Annotated in this window: 16 protein-coding genes; 15 read left to right on the top strand and 1 reads right to left on the bottom strand. The window is 59.2% G+C overall.

The window, feature by feature from the left end; all coding sequences use genetic code 11:
• The first annotated feature begins 373 nt into the window (after positions 1-373).
• The 5 genes from DXD56_RS09260 (at position 374) to DXD56_RS09240 (ending at position 5,870) form a co-directional block, all read left to right on the top strand.
• Complete coding sequence (locus DXD56_RS09260) at positions 374-2,269, top strand: BglG family transcription antiterminator (protein WP_117641005.1); 1,896 nt, start codon at positions 374-376, stop codon at positions 2,267-2,269.
• Positions 2,270-2,388: 119 nt separating this feature from the next.
• On the top strand, positions 2,389-2,715 hold the full coding sequence (locus DXD56_RS09255) for a PTS lactose/cellobiose transporter subunit IIA (protein ID WP_117629717.1): 327 nt from the start codon (positions 2,389-2,391) through the stop codon (positions 2,713-2,715).
• A gap of 46 nt (positions 2,716-2,761) precedes the next feature.
• Entirely contained in the window at positions 2,762-3,055 is a 294-nt protein-coding gene (locus DXD56_RS09250; protein WP_117565033.1) for a PTS sugar transporter subunit IIB, read from the top strand.
• Positions 3,056-3,064: 9 nt separating this feature from the next.
• Positions 3,065-4,414 carry a PTS sugar transporter subunit IIC gene (locus tag DXD56_RS09245; RefSeq protein WP_117565032.1) on the top strand — a complete coding sequence of 450 codons (1,350 nt, stop codon included), beginning with the start codon at positions 3,065-3,067 and terminating at the stop codon, positions 4,412-4,414.
• A gap of 1 nt (position 4,415) precedes the next feature.
• A complete protein-coding gene (locus tag DXD56_RS09240) occupies positions 4,416-5,870 on the top strand; it encodes a family 1 glycosylhydrolase (protein WP_117565031.1) in 1,455 nt (484 codons plus the stop codon).
• A 468-nt stretch (positions 5,871-6,338) separates the two neighbouring features.
• On the opposite strand, the gene DXD56_RS10225 is transcribed toward DXD56_RS09240, so the two are convergent.
• Complete coding sequence (locus tag DXD56_RS10225) at positions 6,339-7,169, bottom strand: C39 family peptidase (RefSeq protein ID WP_233505690.1); 831 nt, start codon at positions 7,167-7,169, stop codon at positions 6,339-6,341.
• A 565-nt stretch (positions 7,170-7,734) separates the two neighbouring features.
• Between DXD56_RS10225 and DXD56_RS09230 the strand changes: the two genes are divergently transcribed.
• The 10 genes from DXD56_RS09230 (at position 7,735) to DXD56_RS09185 (ending at position 19,321) form a co-directional block, all read left to right on the top strand.
• Complete coding sequence (locus tag DXD56_RS09230; protein ID WP_117629718.1) at positions 7,735-9,186, top strand: APC family permease; 1,452 nt, start codon at positions 7,735-7,737, stop codon at positions 9,184-9,186.
• Between the two features lie 131 nt (positions 9,187-9,317).
• A complete protein-coding gene (locus DXD56_RS09225; protein WP_117629719.1) occupies positions 9,318-10,595 on the top strand; it encodes an amidohydrolase family protein in 1,278 nt (425 codons plus the stop codon).
• 112 nt (positions 10,596-10,707) lie between these two features.
• Complete coding sequence (locus tag DXD56_RS09220; RefSeq protein WP_233505691.1) at positions 10,708-12,099, top strand: sensor histidine kinase; 1,392 nt, start codon at positions 10,708-10,710, stop codon at positions 12,097-12,099.
• 38 nt (positions 12,100-12,137) lie between these two features.
• Positions 12,138-12,872: a LytTR family DNA-binding domain-containing protein gene (locus tag DXD56_RS09215; protein WP_117641004.1), complete on the top strand. Its 735-nt coding sequence runs from the start codon at positions 12,138-12,140 to the stop codon at positions 12,870-12,872.
• A 92-nt stretch (positions 12,873-12,964) separates the two neighbouring features.
• Positions 12,965-13,909 (top strand): zinc dependent phospholipase C family protein, encoded by a 945-nt coding sequence (locus tag DXD56_RS09210; protein WP_117641003.1) that lies wholly within the window; start codon positions 12,965-12,967, stop codon positions 13,907-13,909.
• Positions 13,910-14,010: 101 nt separating this feature from the next.
• Positions 14,011-15,270 carry an MFS transporter gene (locus DXD56_RS09205; protein ID WP_117641002.1) on the top strand — a complete coding sequence of 420 codons (1,260 nt, stop codon included), beginning with the start codon at positions 14,011-14,013 and terminating at the stop codon, positions 15,268-15,270.
• A gap of 170 nt (positions 15,271-15,440) precedes the next feature.
• Complete coding sequence (locus tag DXD56_RS09200; protein ID WP_117641001.1) at positions 15,441-16,628, top strand: glycosyltransferase; 1,188 nt, start codon at positions 15,441-15,443, stop codon at positions 16,626-16,628.
• Positions 16,625-17,968, top strand: a complete 1,344-nt coding sequence (locus tag DXD56_RS09195; RefSeq protein ID WP_117641000.1) for a histidine kinase — start codon at positions 16,625-16,627, stop codon at positions 17,966-17,968. Before DXD56_RS09200 ends, DXD56_RS09195 begins: the two co-directional genes overlap by 4 nt.
• Before the next feature lie 72 nt (positions 17,969-18,040).
• Positions 18,041-18,757 (top strand): LytTR family DNA-binding domain-containing protein, encoded by a 717-nt coding sequence (locus DXD56_RS09190; protein ID WP_006235156.1) that lies wholly within the window; start codon positions 18,041-18,043, stop codon positions 18,755-18,757.
• A 96-nt stretch (positions 18,758-18,853) separates the two neighbouring features.
• Complete coding sequence (locus DXD56_RS09185) at positions 18,854-19,321, top strand: YfcE family phosphodiesterase (protein WP_117640999.1); 468 nt, start codon at positions 18,854-18,856, stop codon at positions 19,319-19,321.
• The last annotated feature ends 98 nt before the right edge of the window (positions 19,322-19,419 follow it).

Below are 19,419 nucleotides of genomic sequence, written 5' to 3'. Positions count from 1 at the left end.
TCATGAGCCCCGCAGTCCGCTCCGGCTGCGGGGCTTTTGCTATTCACCTAGTCATTGGGGACAAACCCGGCACTTGGGGACGGTCCTTTCCTGCCGGCAGCTTGGGACAGTCCTTAATAGTCATTGGGGACGTTCTTAAACGACTAGTCAAACAAGAACGTCCCCAATGACTACTCATTTAAGTCTGTCCCCAATGACTGCACAATGGCTGGGAAGGCGCATCCCACACCGACGCATTGCCTTCGGGCCCTTTCCCCAGGCTCTCCATAGCTCAGCTGAACTCCCCGCAACCTGTTCCGGGTTGGCGGAACGAGCGCGACGTGGAGTGTCATTCTTTACCGCGTTAGACTAGACGCAGGGAAAGGAGGAGGACATGGATGCTCGCGTCAAGCAGCTTGTAAATATGATCGAGGACGCTCAGCCTGTCGCTGTCGCGGTACTTGCCAAGCGTCTCGAGGTAAGCGAGCGCGCCGTGAGAAACTATATCCATCGCGCAAACGACAACCTTGCAGGGGTTGCACGCATCGTTGGCAGCAAGGGGCAGTATCGTATCGATGTTGCACGTGCAGATGAGCTTGCTCGCTTGCTAGACGGTGCGGCTCTGGCCCATCCGGGCATTCCTGATACGCGCGACGGCCGTGTGTCCTTCCTTCTTAACGACCTCCTAATGCGGTCCCAGTGGGTGACGATTGAGGAGTATGCGGATTTACTCTACGTTTCGGCGCGGACTCTGTCCAATGACATGCGTCTGGTAGAGCAGAAACTCGCCCAATTTGACTTAGCGCTTGAAAAGCGCCCACGCTACGGAATCCGCGTTGCGGGCGGGGAGTCGCAACGGCGCCTGTGCCTGGCCTCGCTGGTGAGGCCCGTGTTGCCCGACACCGACGATGCAAAGCTCGCCGAGCACCTGCGGGCCATCGCCGCATGTGTGGACGATGCCCTGACGGCCTCGCCCGTCACGGTGAGCTCGCTGGCATCCCGCAATCTCATCATGCATCTTTACATCGCTCTTGGCCGCATCGAGCAGGGCTGCTATGTCCCAGCTGCAGAATCGGACGTTCAAAAACTGGAGGGAACGCGCGAATACGCCGCGGCTTTCCAGATTGCCGCAAACATCAAGGATGCCCTGGGCGTGAGCATGCCCCGAGAAGAGGTTGCCTTTATCGCAATCCATTTGCTCGGCAGGGGCACGGGCGTGCCCGAGAAGGGCTCTGCCGTTATCTCGGACGAGATGTGGGAGATTGCTTCCGAGATGGTACGTGCGGTCAACGATGAGTTTAGGTTTGACTTTAGCAGCGATCTTGAACTTCGCATGAACCTTGCTCGGCATATTGGCCCTCTGGGTTATCGCCTTGAATATCACATGCATATGGATAACCCCATGCTGCCCGATATCAAGACGAGGTTTCCGTTGGCCTATTCGATGGCGGCCGGCACCTCGCAGGTACTCGAGCGTCATTTTGGCAGCCAGCCCTCTGATGAGGAGCTCGGCTACATCGCCATGGCATTTGCCCTGGCCCTCGAGCAGCAAGCCGACCAGCCGCGTCGCAAACGCATCCTGATCGTGTGCGCCTCGGGAGCGGGAAGCGCCCGTATGCTCGAGCACCAGTACCGCAAGCAGTTTGGTATGTATATCGAGTCGATTGAGACATGCGACGTCGCCCGCGTGGGAACGCTCGACTTTTCGCACATCGACTACGTGTTCACAACGGTGCCGCTCAACGTCAAGTTGCCTGTGCCCGTCCGCGAGGCCGATTTCTTCTTGGAGACGAGCGATGTCAACGCTATCCGCAAGGTGCTGAGTGATGACGCTGCGCAATCGGACTCCCTGAGCGCTTTCTTTAGCCGTGCCCTGTTCTTCAACCGCGTTGAGGCGTCGTCGAAGCAGGCCGTTCTCCGATATCTCTCCGAGCGCGCCGTCGAGAGCGGCCGTGTCGATGCCCAGTTTGCCCAAGAGGTTGCCGAGCGCGAGAGCGCGAGTGCCACCTCGTTTGGCAATGGGGTGGCCATGCCCCATGGGATGCATCCTTTGAGCGCCGAGGCCTTTGTTACCGTGGGCCTGCTCGAACATCCCATTCTTTGGGACGAATACGGCCATGAGGTCGATATCGTCTTTATGGTGTCGTTTGCCCGGTCGGGCGGCGATGAGGCGCGGATCTTGAGCTCGCTGCTCGCTGAGATCTTTATGGACCGCCAGGGGGTCGAGCGCTTACGCGAGCGCCGGTCCTGGCATGAGCTGATGGCGCTTGTGCAAGCGCATACGGCTTAAGACTTCTTTTGTCGATGACGCTGTCAGTCTACCTGCAATAAACCTCGAGGATTGCGGGCGGGAGATAGGTGTTTCGAATATTCAAGTACAAACCAGACATCACGGGAGAGGAGACCGTTATGGACGATCAGGGAACCGAGATGGTTTCGTTTCAGCTGGTCGCTGCAGCGGGAGAGGCACGCAGCCTTGCCTTCGAAGCCCTTGAAAAGGCAAAGGCGGGGGATTTTGACGCTGCCACCAAACTCATGAAGCAGTCAAAGGATGCGGGAATCAAGGCTCACCACATCCAAACGCAGCTGCTTTCGACCGAGGCGGCGGGCGAGCATCTGTCGGTGGATGTGTTGCTGGTCCATGCTCAGGACCACCTCATGTGCTCCATGCTTGCTCAGGAGCTCGTGCAGGAGCTGATCTGCCTGTATGAGCGCACTGCAGCCAAGAACGCCTAACGGCGTGCGGCGACTATCCAACCAATCAATGCGAAGGGAATCCCTTATGAAGATCCTTCTTGTTTGCGCAGCTGGCCTGTCTACAAGCATTCTGATGAAGAAACTCGAGAAATACGCGGAGCAAAACGGCATCGAGCTCGATATCGATGCGGTGGGTATCGGCGAGTATCAGGAGACCTGCGCCGATTATGACGTGCTGCTCTTGGGGCCGCAGGTGTCCTACCAGCTCAACACCGTCAAGCAGGGGAGCGGTAAGCCGACCGCGGTCATCCCCGCACAGGACTACGGCATGGGCAACGCCGCCAACGTGCTGGCACTCGCCCAGTCGCTGTTGGGCTAGGAGGCGACCATGGAAAAGTTCATGACCCTGCTTCAGGAAAAACTGACCCCTATTGCCAATTTCTGCGGCACCGAGCGTCACTTTGCCTCCATGCAAAAGGGCTTTATGAGCGCGATCAGCTTCATCTTGGTCTCTGCCGTCTTTATGATCATCGCCAACCCGCCGGTCACGGCCGACCTGGTGGCGCAGGGCGGGTTCTGGTCCGTCTTTGGCCCTTGGCTCGATTTTGCCACGGCCAATAAGCTCACGCTGCTCATCCCGTTCAACATGACGATGGGCATACTGTCGGTGATCGTGACGTTCGCAATCGCCTATAACCTGGCGGGCACCTACAAGATGCCCAAGCTTAACGCCGGTATGACCTCGCTGGTGATGTTCCTGATCGCCGCGGCGCCGTCGTCCTACTACCAGCTTGCTGATGAGTCCGTGCTCCAGGCGGTCCCCTGCACCTATCTGGGTGCGCAGGGCCTGTTTACCGCCATCATCGTTGCCCTGGTCTCCGTCGAGGTCACGCGCTTCTGCCAGACCAAGGGCATCACCATCAAGATGCCCGATGGCGTGCCGCCGTTTTTGTCCGAAACCTTTGGCGCCATCGTGCCTATGCTCGTCAACATCCTCATCTTCTTTGGTGGCAACCTGCTGATCCAGATGATCGATCCCACGCTGTCCATCCCCTCGGTTATCGAGAAGCTGCTCGCTGCCCCGCTTTCCGTCGCAGTTGACTCTGTGCCCGGCGCACTGCTTATCTGCTTCATGACGCTGCTGTTTTGGTGCTTTGGCGTCCACGGCAACATGATCGTGATGCCCATCACCGCCCCGGTCACGCTTGCCGCCTTTGCTGCCAACGCCTCGCTCTACGCTGCTGGGCAGCCGCTTGAGTTCCACCCGGTACTCATGTCGATGGTCATCAACCTCATCGGCGGCACGGGCAATACGTTCTCTTTTGTGGCGCTCTGCGCGTTTAAGGCAAAGTCGCAGCAGCTCAAGGCATTTGGCAAGGCATCGATCGTGCCGAGCTTCTTCCGTATCTCCGAGCCCGCGATCTTTGGCGCACCCATCATCTTCAACCCGATCCTCATGATTCCGTTTGTGCTGGGCGGTATGATTTCGGCCCTGCTGTATTGGGGTGCAATCTCACTGGGTCTTGTCTCTAACTTCTACATCTTGGTGAGCGGCACGTTCCCCATCTTCGTTCAGGGCTTTATCCAGTGCCTCGACCCGCGTATCTGGGTATTTACGATCGTTTTGATCGTGGTCATGGCTGTGGTCTGGTACCCGTTCTTTAAGGTGTACGACAACCAGCTCCTGGCGCAGGAGCAGGAGAACGCCGCGGCAGCTTCTGCCAAGGATACTGAGTAGCATGGGTTACTTTGACAGAACGTCTGCTGCCGGTATGCCCGAGGGCTTTTTGTGGGGCGGCGCGCTCGCTGCCAACCAGGCCGAAGGGGGCTGGAACGAGGGCGGCCGCGGTATGTCGCACTCCGACCTGATTCCACAGGGTCCCGACCGCTGGGATGTGATGTTTGGCAGGCAAAAGCCCGTGGATGATCCGGACAGGCTGTATCCATGCCGTTGGGGCAACGACTTCTTCCATCATTGGCGCGAGGACGTCGAGCTCTTTGCCGAGATGGGCTTTAAGTGCCTGCGTCTTTCAATTTGTTGGAGCCGTATTTTTCCCACAGGGATGGAGGCCGAGCCCAACGGTGAGGGCTTGGAGTTTTACCGTCAGGTATTCGAGGCGCTGCGCGAGCACGGAATCGAGCCGCTCGTGACGCTGTCGCACTACGACTATCCGTTGGCTCTGGTCGAGCGTTATGGTGGATGGCAAAGCCGAGAGATGATCGAGCGGTATGCGCACTACGTCGAGACCGTCGGACGTGCGTACCAGGGCCTCGTGCGTTATTGGCTCACCTTCAACGAGATCAACAGCGTGGCGCTGTCCTATATCAACGCGGGCGTCACGCTCGAGGATGAGCGTGACCGTGCAGCCGTGACCGCGGCGTTCTCGCACCATATGTTTATGGCGAGCGCTCGCGCTGTCGAGATCCTGCACAAGATCGATCCCGCAAACAAGGTGGGTTGCATGATCGCTGCCGGTGCGACCTATCCGTACCGTTGTGCGCCCGAGGACGTATGGCTTGCGTATGAGGAGGACCGCGGCCGCTACTTCTACACTGACGTGATGGCTGCGGGCGCCTATCCTACTTGGAAGCTGCGTGCGCTCGAGAAAGAGGGTGTTCACGTGCCCTTTGAGCCGGGCGATACGGAGTATCTGGCCGAGCATACCGTCGACTTCATTTCGTTCTCGTACTATTGCTCGCGCTTGGTGTGCGCCGATGACCAGGTGATCGCTGAGAAGGCGGAGGGCAACGTGTTCCCGACGCTGCGCAATCCGTACCTCAAGGATAAAGAGACTGCCTGGAAATGGCAGATCGATGCGCTGGGTTTGCGCGTGACGCTTGCCGGCTACCACGATCGTTACCATCTTCCGCTCTTTATCGCCGAGAACGGTGTGGGCGGACTCGATGCGCTGGAAGACGGCAAAGTCCACGATGCATATCATATTGATTACCTGCGCAGGCATATTCTTGCGCTGCGCGATGCAATTGTCGAGGACGGTGTTGACCTGATGGGATACACGCCGTGGGGCTGTATCGATTTGGTGTCTGCCTCGACGGGGCAGATGAAGAAGCGCTATGGCTTTGTTTATGTTGATGCCGATGATACGGGCAAAGGCACGTTCGATCGCTACCGAAAGGACAGCTTCTGCTGGTATCAAAAGGTCATTGCATCAAATGGCGAGGACTTGAGTTAACCCTTGCAAGCCTGCTGCCCCCGTGGCCCGTTTCGGCCGCGGGGGCTTTTGTTATTTACCTAGTCCCCGATGAGACCCTCATTCTGTGGGTAGTCATTGGGGACGTTCTTAAAAGACTAGTCATTTAAGTCTGTCCCCAATGACTGCGGAAACCCGGCACTTGGGGACGTTCCTTTTCTGCTGGCAGCTTGGAACAGTCCTTAAAGCCCGCATCAATCAACTGCGGAAAGCGCATCCCAGAATGAGCGTCCAACATGGGACATAGTTTCCCTTGAGGGCCTCAACCGGAAAATGCATCCCGGAATGTTGCCGGAAAGTGGAACGTAGTTTCCCAAACGGGCCGCTAACGGAAAGTGCATCCCGCTATTGAGCTCCAAAATGGGATGCGCTTTCCGTGTCGGCAGTTCCTGGCAGCCTGGGGCTACTCATTTAAGTCTGTCCCCAATGAGTGCAATGAGTGCCCAATGACTAGTAGTAGGCCCACATGGCTTCGATTTCGTTGAGGACTTCTACGACACCCCAGCGACGGGCGCTGCGGCTGGCCGAGTTGGGGTCGTAGACTCCCACTTGATCGGCATCGTCGATGCCCCAGAGCACGATATAGTGTCCAACACTGGTAAAGGTGCCGGGACGAACCGATGCGATAATGGGCGCACCCGAGCGCAGCGCCTGGGTGATAGAGCTGCGATCGATATGGAGCTCCGTTGCGTTAAGGCCCAGCTGCCATGCGCCGCGCGTCATAAATGACCATTCGGTGGCGCCGGTGGGGGCATAGTTGCCTGCCTCGGAAAGCGCGCACATATCGACGGGAGTCATATCGGTGCGTCCCGTCTTAAAGATATAGACCATGGTGAGGCACGTAGGCCCGCAAGCATTTTGGCGGATGGTACCGCCGGCGTAAGGCAGCTCCGACCATGCAGGGTCGATCTGATAGATATGGGGCATCGTGCCGGCTTGCCATTGCGAGCGCGGGGTCGAAAAGGCGAAAGAATAACCGGGCGCGACGGGGGCCTTGAGCAGCTTGTCCTCGGCGGTGGGCTCGAGACCGGCCGAGCCGTGGGACATACAGGAGCTCATAAGCACAAAGACCAGACAGATGAGGATAGAGCACAGTGCGAGGCAAAGCCGACGAGCCGGCAGGGCGGGGGCATTCACGTACGATGTCGAGCGGTAGGGCTTGCCGTCGCGTCCGCCTTGGGGATGCGAAAAGAAGCGGTTGATATGGCTGCCGGGCTGACGTGCGCCGTTGCGGCGCAGTTGCGGAACCTCGGCTTGGCGCTGTCGAGTGCGCGCGCCCAAGCGGCTATCTTGCTGTGCGCTTGTGCCCGTGCTCGGACGGCCACTCTGCCGTGTTCTGTTTGTCTGCTGCCGAGACGAAGGCCTGGGTTGCTCTTGAGGGCGTTGCGGATTGCTGCTCGTGGCACTTCTGGGCGTCGGCGTGGTGCGGCCAGCAAGGCGAACGCTTTGTCGCCGTTGATCACCGTCGTTGTATCCGTATGCCATTCGTACCGCCTTGTCTCATGTATAACCTGTCTATCCTACAAAAAAGATGTGCAACAAATGGGTCCGCGCGTCAAAAGCTCGGTAAACGGTACGAAAGGCGCAAAACACACGGCCTCAAAAACATCTCTATATGCGTCCGATGAGCGTACGCCCGTCGGACGGGCGACAACAATGAGCGGCAAACCGTGCCGTTCGTCCCAAAAACGGCGCCGCTCGTTTTGCAGTTCTGCCTTCGGTCGAGCCACAAGCGGCGCTGCTGTGCCAAGGCCGTATTGTAAAGTCACGAAATAAAAGCGCGCGGCAAAACAGACCGCGCAAGGGGTGACGCCAAAGAGGCGTCAATAAGGAAAGGAGGGGAACAATGGCGGACAAGAACGCAGAAGTTGCAGTCGAAGGTAACGGCGGCATGAAGAAAACGCTTTCGCTCTGGAACTTCTTCACCATCGGTTTCGGTGCCATCATCGGAACTGGCTGGGTTCTGCAGGTCGGCGACTGGATGGTCGTGGGCGGCGGTCCCGTTCCCGCTATGATCGCATTCCTCTTGGGTGCAATCTTTCTCGTGCCCGTCGGAGCTGTTTTCGGTGAGCTCACGGCTGCTATCCCCATCTCGGGCGGCATCGTCGAGTATGTCGATCGTAGCTTTGGCCGTACGCTGAGCTATATCACCGGTTGGCTCCTGGCCCTGGGCAATGGCATCCTGTGCCCGTGGGAGGCAATCGCTATCTCGACCCTCGTGTCCGAGATGTTCGGCAGCCTGCCCGGTCTTGAGTGGCTGCGTGCCGTCAAGCTCTATACCATCCTGGGCGCCGACGTTTACCTGTTCCCGACGCTGATCGCGCTCGGCTTTGCAGTCTACGTCATCTTCCTCAACTTCCGCGGTGCCAGCTCGGCCGCCAAGCTCCAGGCCTTCCTGACCAAGGCCCTGCTCTGCGGCATGCTGCTCGCCATGGGCGTCTCGCTGTTCACCGGTTCGCCGGAACACGCCATGCCCGTGTTCTCCCAGGTCACCGGCGCTGGTGGCGGCAAGCCCGCTACCGAGGGCACCAGCCTGTTCGCCGGCATCGTGTCGGTCCTGGTTCTGACCCCGTTCTTCTACGCCGGTTTCGACACCATTCCTCAGCAGGCTGAGGAAGCAGCCGAGGGCCTCAACTGGAACAAGTTCGGCAAGATCATCTCCCTAGCCCTGCTGGCCGCAGGCGGCTTCTACATGGTCTGCATCTACTCGTTCGGCACCATCCTCGACTGGCATGAGTTTGTTAAGAGCCCGGTTCCCGCGCTTGCCTGCCTCAAGGGCATCAACATGCTCCTGTACCTGGCCATGCTCGTCATCGCCACGCTTGGACCCATGGGCCCGATGAACTCCTTCTACGGCGCCACGAGCCGCATCATGCTCGCCATGGGCCGCAAGGGCCAGCTGCCCGAGAAGTTCGCCGAGGTCGATCCCAAGTCCGGCGCTCCCAAGCTCGCCTGCGTCGTCCTGGGCGTCATCACCGTCATCGGTCCGTTCCTGGGCAAGAACATGCTCATTCCTCTGACCAACGTGTCGGCCCTCGCCTTCATCTTCTCCTGCGGCATGGTCGCCCTCGCCTGCCTGCGCATGCGCTTCACCGAGCCCGACCTGCCTCGTCCCTACGAGGTGCCCGGCGGCAAGTTTGGCATCTGCCTCGCTGTCGCTGCCTGCGCCGTCATCATCGGGCTGCTCGTGATTCCGTTCTCTCCCGCCTCCCTCAACATGGTGGAGTGGAGCATCGTGATCGGCTGGCTGGCCATTGGCCTGGCTCTTATGGCCTTTACCAATTCCCGCAAAAAGTAGCGCCTAGCCGGGGCGGATCGGGTGCGCGGGATCCTCTCTTCCGCGCACCGAACCCGGCACCACTTGGGTAGTTTTGTGAGGCCTTAACCCAACACGGCCTCGCCCACTATATGGATCCATAAGGAGGAACCATGTCCACTAAGTATGCAATCGTTGGCGGCAAGCTCATCGACGGTACCGGTGCCGAGCCGGTCGAGAACTCCCTCGTTCTCGTCGACGACAACGGCAAGATCGAGTACGCCGGCACTATGCAGGACCTTCCCGAGGGCGTTGAGGTTATCGACGCCGCCGGCAAGACCGTCCTTCCCGGCCTGATCGACACCCACCTGCACTTCTCGGGCAACCTGACCGACGATGACACCGATTGGGTCATGCAGCCGCTCCTCGAGAAGCAGGCCGTTGCCGTCAAGCAGGCCTACGACTGCCTCACCCACGGCCTCACCACCGTCTGCGAGATCGGCCGCTTTGGTATCCAGATCCGTGACTGCATCGACAAGGGCGTCTTTAAGGGGCCGCGCGTTCTGGCCACCGGCCTGGGCTTCTGCCGTGTTGCCGGTCACGGTGACTCCCACCACTGCAGCCAGGAGCTCAACAAGGAATCGCACCCCTGGGGCGATCAGGTCGACGGTCCTTGGGATCTGCGCAAGGCCGTCCGTCGTCGCCTGCGCGAGAACCCCGATGCCATCAAGATCTGGGCTACCGGTGGCGGCATCTGGCGCTGGGACTCCGGTCGCGACCAGCACTATTGCTCCGAGGAGATCCAGGCCGTGATCGAAGAGGCCAAGTTGGTCGGCATCCCCGTGTGGAGCCACTGCTACAACAACCACGCCGCTGCCTACGATTCCGTCCGCTTTGGCTGCGAGCAGCTGATTCACGGCTTCGATATCGATGAGCGCACCATGGACCTCATGGCCGAGCAGGGCACCTTCTTCACGCCGACGATCGCCTTCCTGCCCACCTGGTACGCCACCTATCCGCCCGTCTACGTCCCCGAGCTGCACGACAAGTACGAGGGCACCCTGGTCGAGAAGGAGCTGCAGCGCAACTACGACTGCCTGCGCGAGGCCAAGAAGCGCGGCGTCGTCATGACGATCGGCTCCGACTCCTTCTCCTTCGTCACCCCGTACGGCACCTGCTCCATCGAGGAGATGTACGAGTTCGTCGACAAGATCGGCTTCACCCCGGTCGAGACCATCACCTGCGCTACCCTCAACGGTGCCAAGATGTGCCACATCGAGGACGAGACCGGTTCTATCGAGGTCGGTAAGTGCGCCGACCTGCTGGTCGTCAACGGTGACGTCGCCGCCGACATCCACGTGCTCAACACCGACAACATGGACGTCATCATGAAGGACGGCTGGATCGTCGAGGCTGGCACCTTTGGCGAGGCCAACAAATACAGCGCCTAAGATACCGTTTGTCGATGGCTGGATGTAAAACACAGTTTTTGATTGCATAATGCAATGGAGAGGGTCGCTTGCGGCCCTCTCCATTGCTATGGGGTGCGTCAGTAAGAAGGGGATGACGGTGGATTTAAACAGGCTGATTCTGGGCAAGAGCTACAACTCTACCAAGGTCTTTCGTACGGCCCAGCATGTGGTCCAGGCCATCTTGCTCGGTTTTGTCGTACCGGCCCTTATCCTGCTGCTTATCTGGGATTTAACCGATAATCCCAACCCCGTTCCGGGCGTTGTCGTTATTGCCGGCCTGGTCATGCTGTGCTTCTTTTTCTCGTATGTCTTTGTGGTCCCCGACGACCTCACATCGAGCGCAACCGACCGTACGCTCGCCATCGCATCAAAAATATTCGCCTACACGTCGCGCGGCCTTACGCCCGAAGCGGCCTTGGGCGCCTCCAAGATCATCCTGTCCGAGACCATTGCCTCTGCCATCTGCTTTACCGACGGCAAGCAGGTGCTGGCAAGCTGGGGTGAGGACTCGGCAAAATGCCCTGCCGGCACCCCGGTCGTGCTCAAGACCACGCTCAACGTGATCGAGTCCGGCGAACAGAGTGTATTTTCGCGTGACGCCTCCTATGAGACGGGCGGCTATTTTCCCCGTTTGCGTGCCGGCATTGTTGCGCCGCTTACCGTACGCGGGCATTGCGTGGGTACGCTCGAGCTGTACTATCCCCGCCTGAGCAGCATCGATATGCGCCAGACGGCGTTGGCCTCGGGCTTTGCCGATCTCATTTCCACGCAGCTCGCCAGCTTTGAGCTCGAGCGCCAGGACGAGCTTACGGCCCGCGTTGAGCTTCGCGCCCTGCAGTCGCAGGTCGATCCGCATTTTTTATTCAATACCATTAGCACGATCGTGTCGCTCGTTCGAACCGAGCCCGACAAGGCGCGATCGTTGCTGATCGACTTTTCCAACTACTATCGTCAGACGCTTTCTGACTCCGATACCCTCACCACGCTCGAGCACGAGGTGGAACAGGGCACTCGTTATATCAATCTTATGCAGGCCCGGTATGGCGACGGCCGTCTGCGCGTTTCGGTCGACATCGACTTTGAGGTGCGCGACAGCCTGGTACCGCCGTTTATCTTGCAGCCGTTGCTCGAAAACTGTATCAAGCACGCACAGCGCGAGATCGAGCCGCTTTCTATTCGTGTTAGGGCTTTTGAGACCGATGACGGCTTGGAGATCATCGTCGAAGATGACGGCATCGGTATGAGCGAAGAAGTCTGCGCGCATCTGTTTGAGCAGCATCGCCGAGAGGAGCCCGAGAGCATTACCGCCGACGGCTCCGTCAAGCGAGGTTGCGGCCTGGCGCTCTTCAACGTGCTTCAGCGCATCCATTTCTTTTACGGAGAAGATTCTGGCATGCGCGTGAAGTCCCAGGAGGGCGTGGGAACGCAGGTCATCGTTGAGTTGAACGGCGATCCGCATGAGCCGGCGCCGCTAACGGTGTAGCATGCGGTTGGATTGAGAAAAAAAGAGGGGAAGCGCATATGTCCGAAGGCTGGAACATCCTGGTGGTTGATGACGAGCCTCCCATTAGGGCTGAGCTACGCTATCTGTTGGAACAGGATGCGCGTGTGGGTCAGATTGCCGAGGCGGGCAATGTCGCCGAAGCTGTGGAGTTGATTCTGTCGAACAAGCCCGACGTGCTGTTTTTAGACATTACCATGCCCGGTCGCTCGGGAATTGAGCTTGCCGAGACGCTGCAGAACCTAAAGACGCCGCCGGTGGTGGTGTTTGTGACGGCGTTTGCAGAGTTCGCGGCCGACGCGTATAACCTCGATGCTGTCGACTATGTCGTCAAGCCGGTCGAGGACGCGCGCCTGTCGAAGGCGCTCGACAAGATCGAAACCGCCCTGGGTGTTCGCCGCGCTGTCCATACCCCGCGCCAGCCCCTTCGCCTGACGGTGGACCGCGGGGGTAAAAAGGTGTTCATCCCCGTGGCGGATGTCTGCTACTTTGAGGCGCGCGCCGACTTTTGCAATGCGGTCTGTGCCGAGGGGACATACCTGATCAATGAGTCGATTTCCTCGCTCGAGCGGCGCCTGGCCTCCGAGGGCTTTATCCGCGTTCATCGCAGCTATCTGGTCAATTTGGAAGACGTGCATAATGTCGAGATCGGTTCCACGGGTCTTATGGAGCTCAGGCTCGATCGCGTAACCTCGACGGTGCCTGTATCCCGTCGTCGCGCTGCCGAGGTTAAGGCGCATCTGGGGCTTGCGTAAGCGGTCTGCACGCCATCGTTTGCCACCGCAGGTTTGGCGTGACCGTGCGGTGGGCATAATGGGTGACATCGAATGAAATCGAAAGGAACAATATGCCCGCGCTCATTACGCATCATCTGTTTGGCGAGGAAAGCATCGACCGTCTTCCGCAGGGCGTTATCACGTCCGACGAGGAACGCATCGCTTTTATCCTGGGCAACCAGGGTCCCGACCCGTTTTTCTTCCACATCCTGACGCCGCGCGTTTCCGACTGCACGCTGCTAGCGCAGGTCATGCATCGCTCGCGCATGTCGCGCCAGTTCTCGTGCCTGCGCGACGGCGTGTCCCATCTGCTCCCGCGCGATGCCAACTTGGGCCGCGCCTTTGCGCTGGGCCTGCTGTCGCACTACGTGCTCGACCGTAATGCCCACCCCTTTGTCTACGAGCAGCAGTTTGGCATTGTCGAATCCGATTCCGAGCTGGAGGATTCGGGCAGTCAGGTCCACGCGGTGCTCGAGAGCGACCTGGACGTACTGATGCTGCAGGTCAAGCGCGACGGCGCCACGGTCGACGACTATCCGCCGGCGGGCGAGATCGTTACCACCGACCGCATCAATCGCGTGGCCGGCGTGCTGATGAGCTACATCGCCGGGCGCGTGTACGGTATCGACATCCCGGCGGGGGAGTACGCCGGCGCCGTCTCGGACATGCAGATGCTCTATCGCACCATTGAGCCGGCCGGCTCGGTAAAGACGCGCGCGATTGCCCTGGTTGAGGGCTTGGTGCATGACTACTCGCTGCTCGACGGCCTTGCTCATCGCGTGACGACGGAGCTGCCCGAGCGCACCGGTAACCTGGGCCACCTGACATGGAAGAACCCCTTTACCGATGAGGTCTCGACCGAGAGCTTCCCCGAGGTCTTTGAGCGCGCGCTGACCGATTACGAGCTCACCGTTGCCCGCTTTATCGAGACCGGTGACATGGATGCCGTGACCGGCCATATCAACTATAGCGGCCGCGTACTCGACGCCGACGAGGAGTTCGACCGCGAGGAGTAGGACCCGTGCGTGCCCCTTTGCCGAATCCTTACCAGCGCTTCTGTGCAATTGGGGTACGATGAACTAACTGCATATCGGGCGAATACGAAGGGGCCCTGTCCATGAAATACACCAAGCTCGAGCGTAACTGGGTTATGTACGATGTGGGCAATTCGGCCCTCGTGTTGCTCAATACCTCGGTGGTGCCCATCTACTTTAACGCCATCAATACTGGTGCTTCCTCGGCAGACCTGGTGGTCGCTTGGGGCAACGCTCAGACGGTCGCCTCGCTGGTCATTGCCATGCTCATGCCCATTCTGGGCGCGCTTGCCGATTACGCCGGCAACAAGATCAAGTTCTTCTTGGGCTTCTTCCTCACGGGCCTGGTTCTTTGCCTGGCGCAGGCTATCCCAATGTCCGCCATGGCATTTTTGACCGTGTACGTGCTGTGCACCATCGGCCTTAACTCTTCTATGACGTTCTACGACGCCATGCTGCCCGACATTACCACCGACGAGCGCATGGACGCCGTGTCCAGTTCGGGCTATGCCTGGGGCTACATCGGTTCCACCGTGCCGTTCATCATCTGCCTGGCGCTCATCATGGGTGGCCCCGCTCTTGGCGTCCCCACCATGCTGGCAACGCGTCTGTCGTTTATCATCACTGGTGCCTGGTGGCTCATCTTTACCCTGCCGCTCATTCGCACCTATAAGCAAAAGTACGGTCGCGAGCGCGGTCCCGAGGACACCATCGGCCACATCGTGGGCGGTGTGTTCTCCGAGGTCGGACACACCATGCGCGAGATCGCCCACAACAAGACCGTGCTGGTCTACATGATCGCGTTCTTCTTCTATATCGATGGCGTCCACACGGTCATTTCCATGGCTACCAGCTACGGCTCGGCTTTGGGCATCGACTCGACCCAGCTGGTGCTGGCGCTGCTCGTTACGCAGTTTGTGGCCTTTCCGTCTGCCATCATCTACGGCAAGCTCGCCGGACGCGTGGGCACGCTCAACATGATCCTGGTGGCCGTCGCCGCCTACATGGGCATTGTGCTGTTCGCCGCATTCTTCCTAAAGACCGCCTTCGAATTCTGGGTGCTTGCCATTATGGTCGGCCTGTTCCAGGGCGGCGTGCAAGCGCTCAGCCGTAGCTACTTTGGCCGCATTATCCCCAAGGAAAAGTCCAACGAGTACTACGGCTTCTTTGACATCTTTGGTCGTTATGCAAGCGTCATGGGCACCTTCCTGGTGTCGGTCGTCACCTCGCTGACCGGCAACCCGTCGCTGGGCGTCCTTTCCATTGGCGTGCTGCTGATCGTTGGCTTTATGCTGCTGGTTCGCCTGTCCCGCATGACTCAGGCGGCAGAGCAGACCGCATAGGAGCGAGCGGCTATTGGACCTGTCCGCGGTACTCTTTTGGGGTTATCCGCAATAAACATTGCGACTTGCGAGCAATGATTTGCCCAAGTGGGTATGATGGAACCAGCTAGGTCGCGGGGCGTCGCCTGTGTTTGGCGGCGCCCCGTTTTTGTGTTGCAGGGAGGGGAGGCATGAACGCCACGGTTGTGATTCCAACATATTGGGCGGGCGATGACGCTCGCGCAAACGCTCCTGGCACCTATGACCATTCGACACGACTCAACGCCGACAATCCCGAACTCGACCGCTGCCTGGCCTCGCTTGAGCAGGTACGTGACATCCCGCGCATCATCCTTTTGGTGGTCTGTCCCGTTTCTGCCACAGCCGATGTGTCGCTGCGCGTGCACGAGATTGTCGACGCGCATCCCACGCTCAAGGTCACCGTTGTCACCAACACCCAGGCCTCGCGCATCGCAGACCGGGTTGCTCAGATCGCACCCAAGGGTTCGGGCGAGTGCGTGAGCCTGCGAGGTTACGGTGCCATCCGCAACATGGGGCTGGCCTGCGCTGCGGTGCTGGGGCATGACGCGGTTATCTTTTTGGATGACGATGAGGCTGTCATCGACGCCGACTTTATGAAGCGCGCGACCTATGCGTTGGGGCAGCAGACGCGTCAGGGCTTGCCGATCTTGGTCAAGAGCGGCTATTTCTACGATCGCGACGGCTCGCCGTTGGCTCCCACGGACAAGGCGGGCATCTGCCATCGTTGGTGGACCAAGCGCATCGAGTTCAACCGTTGGATGAAAAAGGCGCTCTCGGGCACCCGCATCTCGCGCTCCAACTACGTGTGCGGCGGCCTGATGGCCCTGCACGCCCGCGCCTTTACGCGTGTGGCCTTTGACCCGTTTATCACCCGCGGCGAGGACTTGGATTACCTCTTTAACATGCGCATGTTTGGCTACGACGTGTGGTTCGATAACGAGTGGACCGTGCGCCATCTGCCTCCGGAGTCCGAAAAGCGCTCACCGCGCTTTATGCAGGATGTATACCGTTGGTACTACGAACGGGCCAAGTTGACATTCGCCGCGCATCAAAAGGAGCTCATTCCCGTTACGGCGGCATCGCTCATGCCCTACCCGGGCCCGTGGATTTCGCGCGAGCTCGACGACCGCGTGCGCAAGACCGCTATGGTCCGCAGCATGTTTACCCGCGAGCACGAGGGCTACCTTCGCATTTGGCGCCACGGTATTGACGAGGCAAAGACCTACGCGCGCCAAAACGCCGCAAGCTACCTGCGTTTCCAGAGCTTTTGGCCCAAGATTATGGACGGTCTCTGGCGTGACGCACAACTGACCAGCATCCTGGAGGGGACTGAATGATCGACCGCCGCGCCCAGCGCGATAGTTCAATATCAATCTTTCGCATCATTGCCGTTGCCTGCGCCATTTGCGTGCTGATGTACTTTATTTTTGCCCTGGTGACCGGTATCGAGCCGATCGCCACGGTGATTGCCTGTGCGCTGCTGTGCATCTTTCTGTGCATCTTTATCTTTTTGACGCTCAATCCCGATTCGGTGCGCTCTCAGTACACCGAGGAAACGCTCTCGGTGGCCTCGGCCATGCTCGAGGACATTAAGGGCGGTCTGACGCAGGAGTCGGCGCGTTTGGTGTGCCAGCGCATTTTGCCCGAGACGCGCGCCATGACGGTGGCCATTACCGACGAGGACAACGTGCTTGCCTGCGCGGGCGAGTTTGAGGAAAAACTATTGCCAGATTCTCCCATCCACACGCTTGCCACGCGCTACGTTATCGAACATGGCATCGTACAGTCGTTCAACCGTATGGTGGATGTCGTGGGCTCGGACGGCTCGCACAACCAAGTCCCCGCCGGCATTATCGCCCCCATCAAGGTGGGCGATCGTACCGTCGGCACGCTCAAGTTCTACTACAAGACCCCGCGCGCCGTCGATCGTACCCAGTACGCGCTTGCCTCGGGCTTTGCCGAGATCTTGTCCACGCAGCTCGCCATCCACGAGCTCGAGGTGCAAAAGGAACTCACAGCGCGCGCCGAGGTGCGTGCGCTGCAGGCGCAGATTAACCCGCACTTTCTGTTCAACACGCTCAACACTATCGCATCGTTTACGCGCACCGACCCGTTGCGGGCCCGCGAACTGCTGCGTGAGTTCTCATCGTTCTATCGCGCCACGCTCGACAACTCGGGATCGCTTATTCCGGTCTCGCGCGAGGTCGCACAGACCAAGCGCTACCTTACCTTTGAGAAGGCCCGCTTTGGCGAGGACCGCGTGCTTGCAACGTTCGATGTGTCCGAGGACGTGGAAGATACGCTGGTGCCGGCGTTCGTGATCCAGCCGATTGTCGAGAACGCCGTGCGTCATGGTATGGGCGATGACGGCGCCCTGAGGATCGACGTGACCGTTCACCAAGACGGCGAGGATGCAATCTTGATTGCCGTTGCTGATAACGGCGTGGGCATGGATGAGGGCACCGCCGCCAGATTGTTTGACGAGCGCTCTGCCCGTCCCGACGCCAGCTCTCCCCAGGGTGGCGGCGCCGGTGTGGCCATGCACAATATTTCGGAGCGCATCCATCGCTTTTATGGGCCACACTCCTATACGCGTGTCAAATCGGCGCCGGGCAAGGGCACCAAAGTGCTTCTTCATCTTGATTTGTCAGAGAGCATCTTTGACATTCAAGAGTAAAATAAAAGGCTACGGGCTCAACGTCATGCGACGGATGCCCGGCGTAGTTAGTTGACGAAAGGTTTTATCCCTATGCTGCGTGCGATGATTGTGGATGATGAGGCGCCGGCTCGCTCGGAGCTTCGCTTCCTGCTCGAGCAAACGGGCAAGATCGGCACGATCACGGAGGCGTCGAGCGTCCGCTCCGCCATCGAGATGCTTATGGAAAGTCGCGTGGATGTCGTGTTTCTCGATATCTCGATGCCCGGTGCCTCGGGCCTGCAACTTGCCGAGGCGCTGCATAAGCTCAAAAATCCGCCGGCGATCGTGTTTGTGACTGCGTATAGCGACCATGCGGTCGAGGCATTCGACGTGGATGCTGTCGATTATCTGATGAAGCCGGTCGAGGAAGCTCGCTTGGATCGCGCGATCGAGAAGGTCATGCAACGCGCCAAGCCGGTTACGGACAGCAAGGTGACCATCGAGCGTATCCCGGTGGAAAAGGGCGGCCGCAAGGTGCTTATTCCCGTGGACGACATTCGCTTTATCATGGCCAAGGACGATTACTCCTGCATCTATACCGTCGATGATCGCTTTTTGTCGACGACCTCGCTGGCGCAGTTTGAGGCCAAGCTCTGCGACTTTGGCTTCTTCCGTGTTCACCGCCGCTATATCGTTAACTTGGCGTGCGTCACGGACGTTGAGACGGTGCCCTCGGGCGCCATCCAGCTGGGCATTACGGGCGTCGACGAACGCGTGCCGGTTTCGCGCCGCCGCGTCGTGCCGCTCAAGAAGGCTCTGAGTCTCTAGCACACTGGCCCCGCAGCCCTGTGGACCCATCGTCTGCGGAGCCGTGGGGCCTTTTTGTATGTATCTGCTGAATCGTTTTTTTGCGGAAGGGATCCCATGAACAGCGCAAGCGCCAAGCGTATCGACATCATCTCGGACACCCACGGCTATTTATCGCCTGCGCTCTTGGATGAGCTTGAGGGCGCAGACCTGATCATCCACGCCGGCGACCTCACGTCAGAGATGGACTACGAGCACCTGTGCACCATCGCCCCTGTGCGGGCCGTATTGGGCAACAACGATTACTACCGCGACTACGGCCCCGATGTAGACCGTCTTGCGCTCTTTACTTACGAAGGCCTCAAATTCGCCGTAGCCCACTACCGCGAAGACCTTCCGGTGGGATCCGTAGACGTAGCCATCAACGGCCACACCCACGTAACCAAAGAAGCCCAAGTGGGCCGCTGCTTAGTTCTCAACCCGGGCAGCGCCAGCTACCCCAGAGGCAGCCGAGGCCCCACCATGGCCAGAATGCTCGTCAAAGACGGCAAGATACTGACCACTAAGTTTATTGACTTGGACTAACCGCAACAAAAACGGGGGATGCACAACGCATCTCCCGTTTTCTTTGAGCCAAAGGCAGAGTCCCAACAAGAATCTAAGACAACCCCGCCACGGAGAAC

The organism is Collinsella sp. TM06-3 (assembly GCF_003436395.1).
In the GTDB taxonomy this organism is placed as follows: Bacteria; Actinomycetota; Coriobacteriia; order Coriobacteriales; family Coriobacteriaceae; genus Collinsella.
The sequence above is the reverse complement of the archived record's forward strand: the minus strand, read 5'-3'. Positions and strand labels throughout refer to the sequence as shown.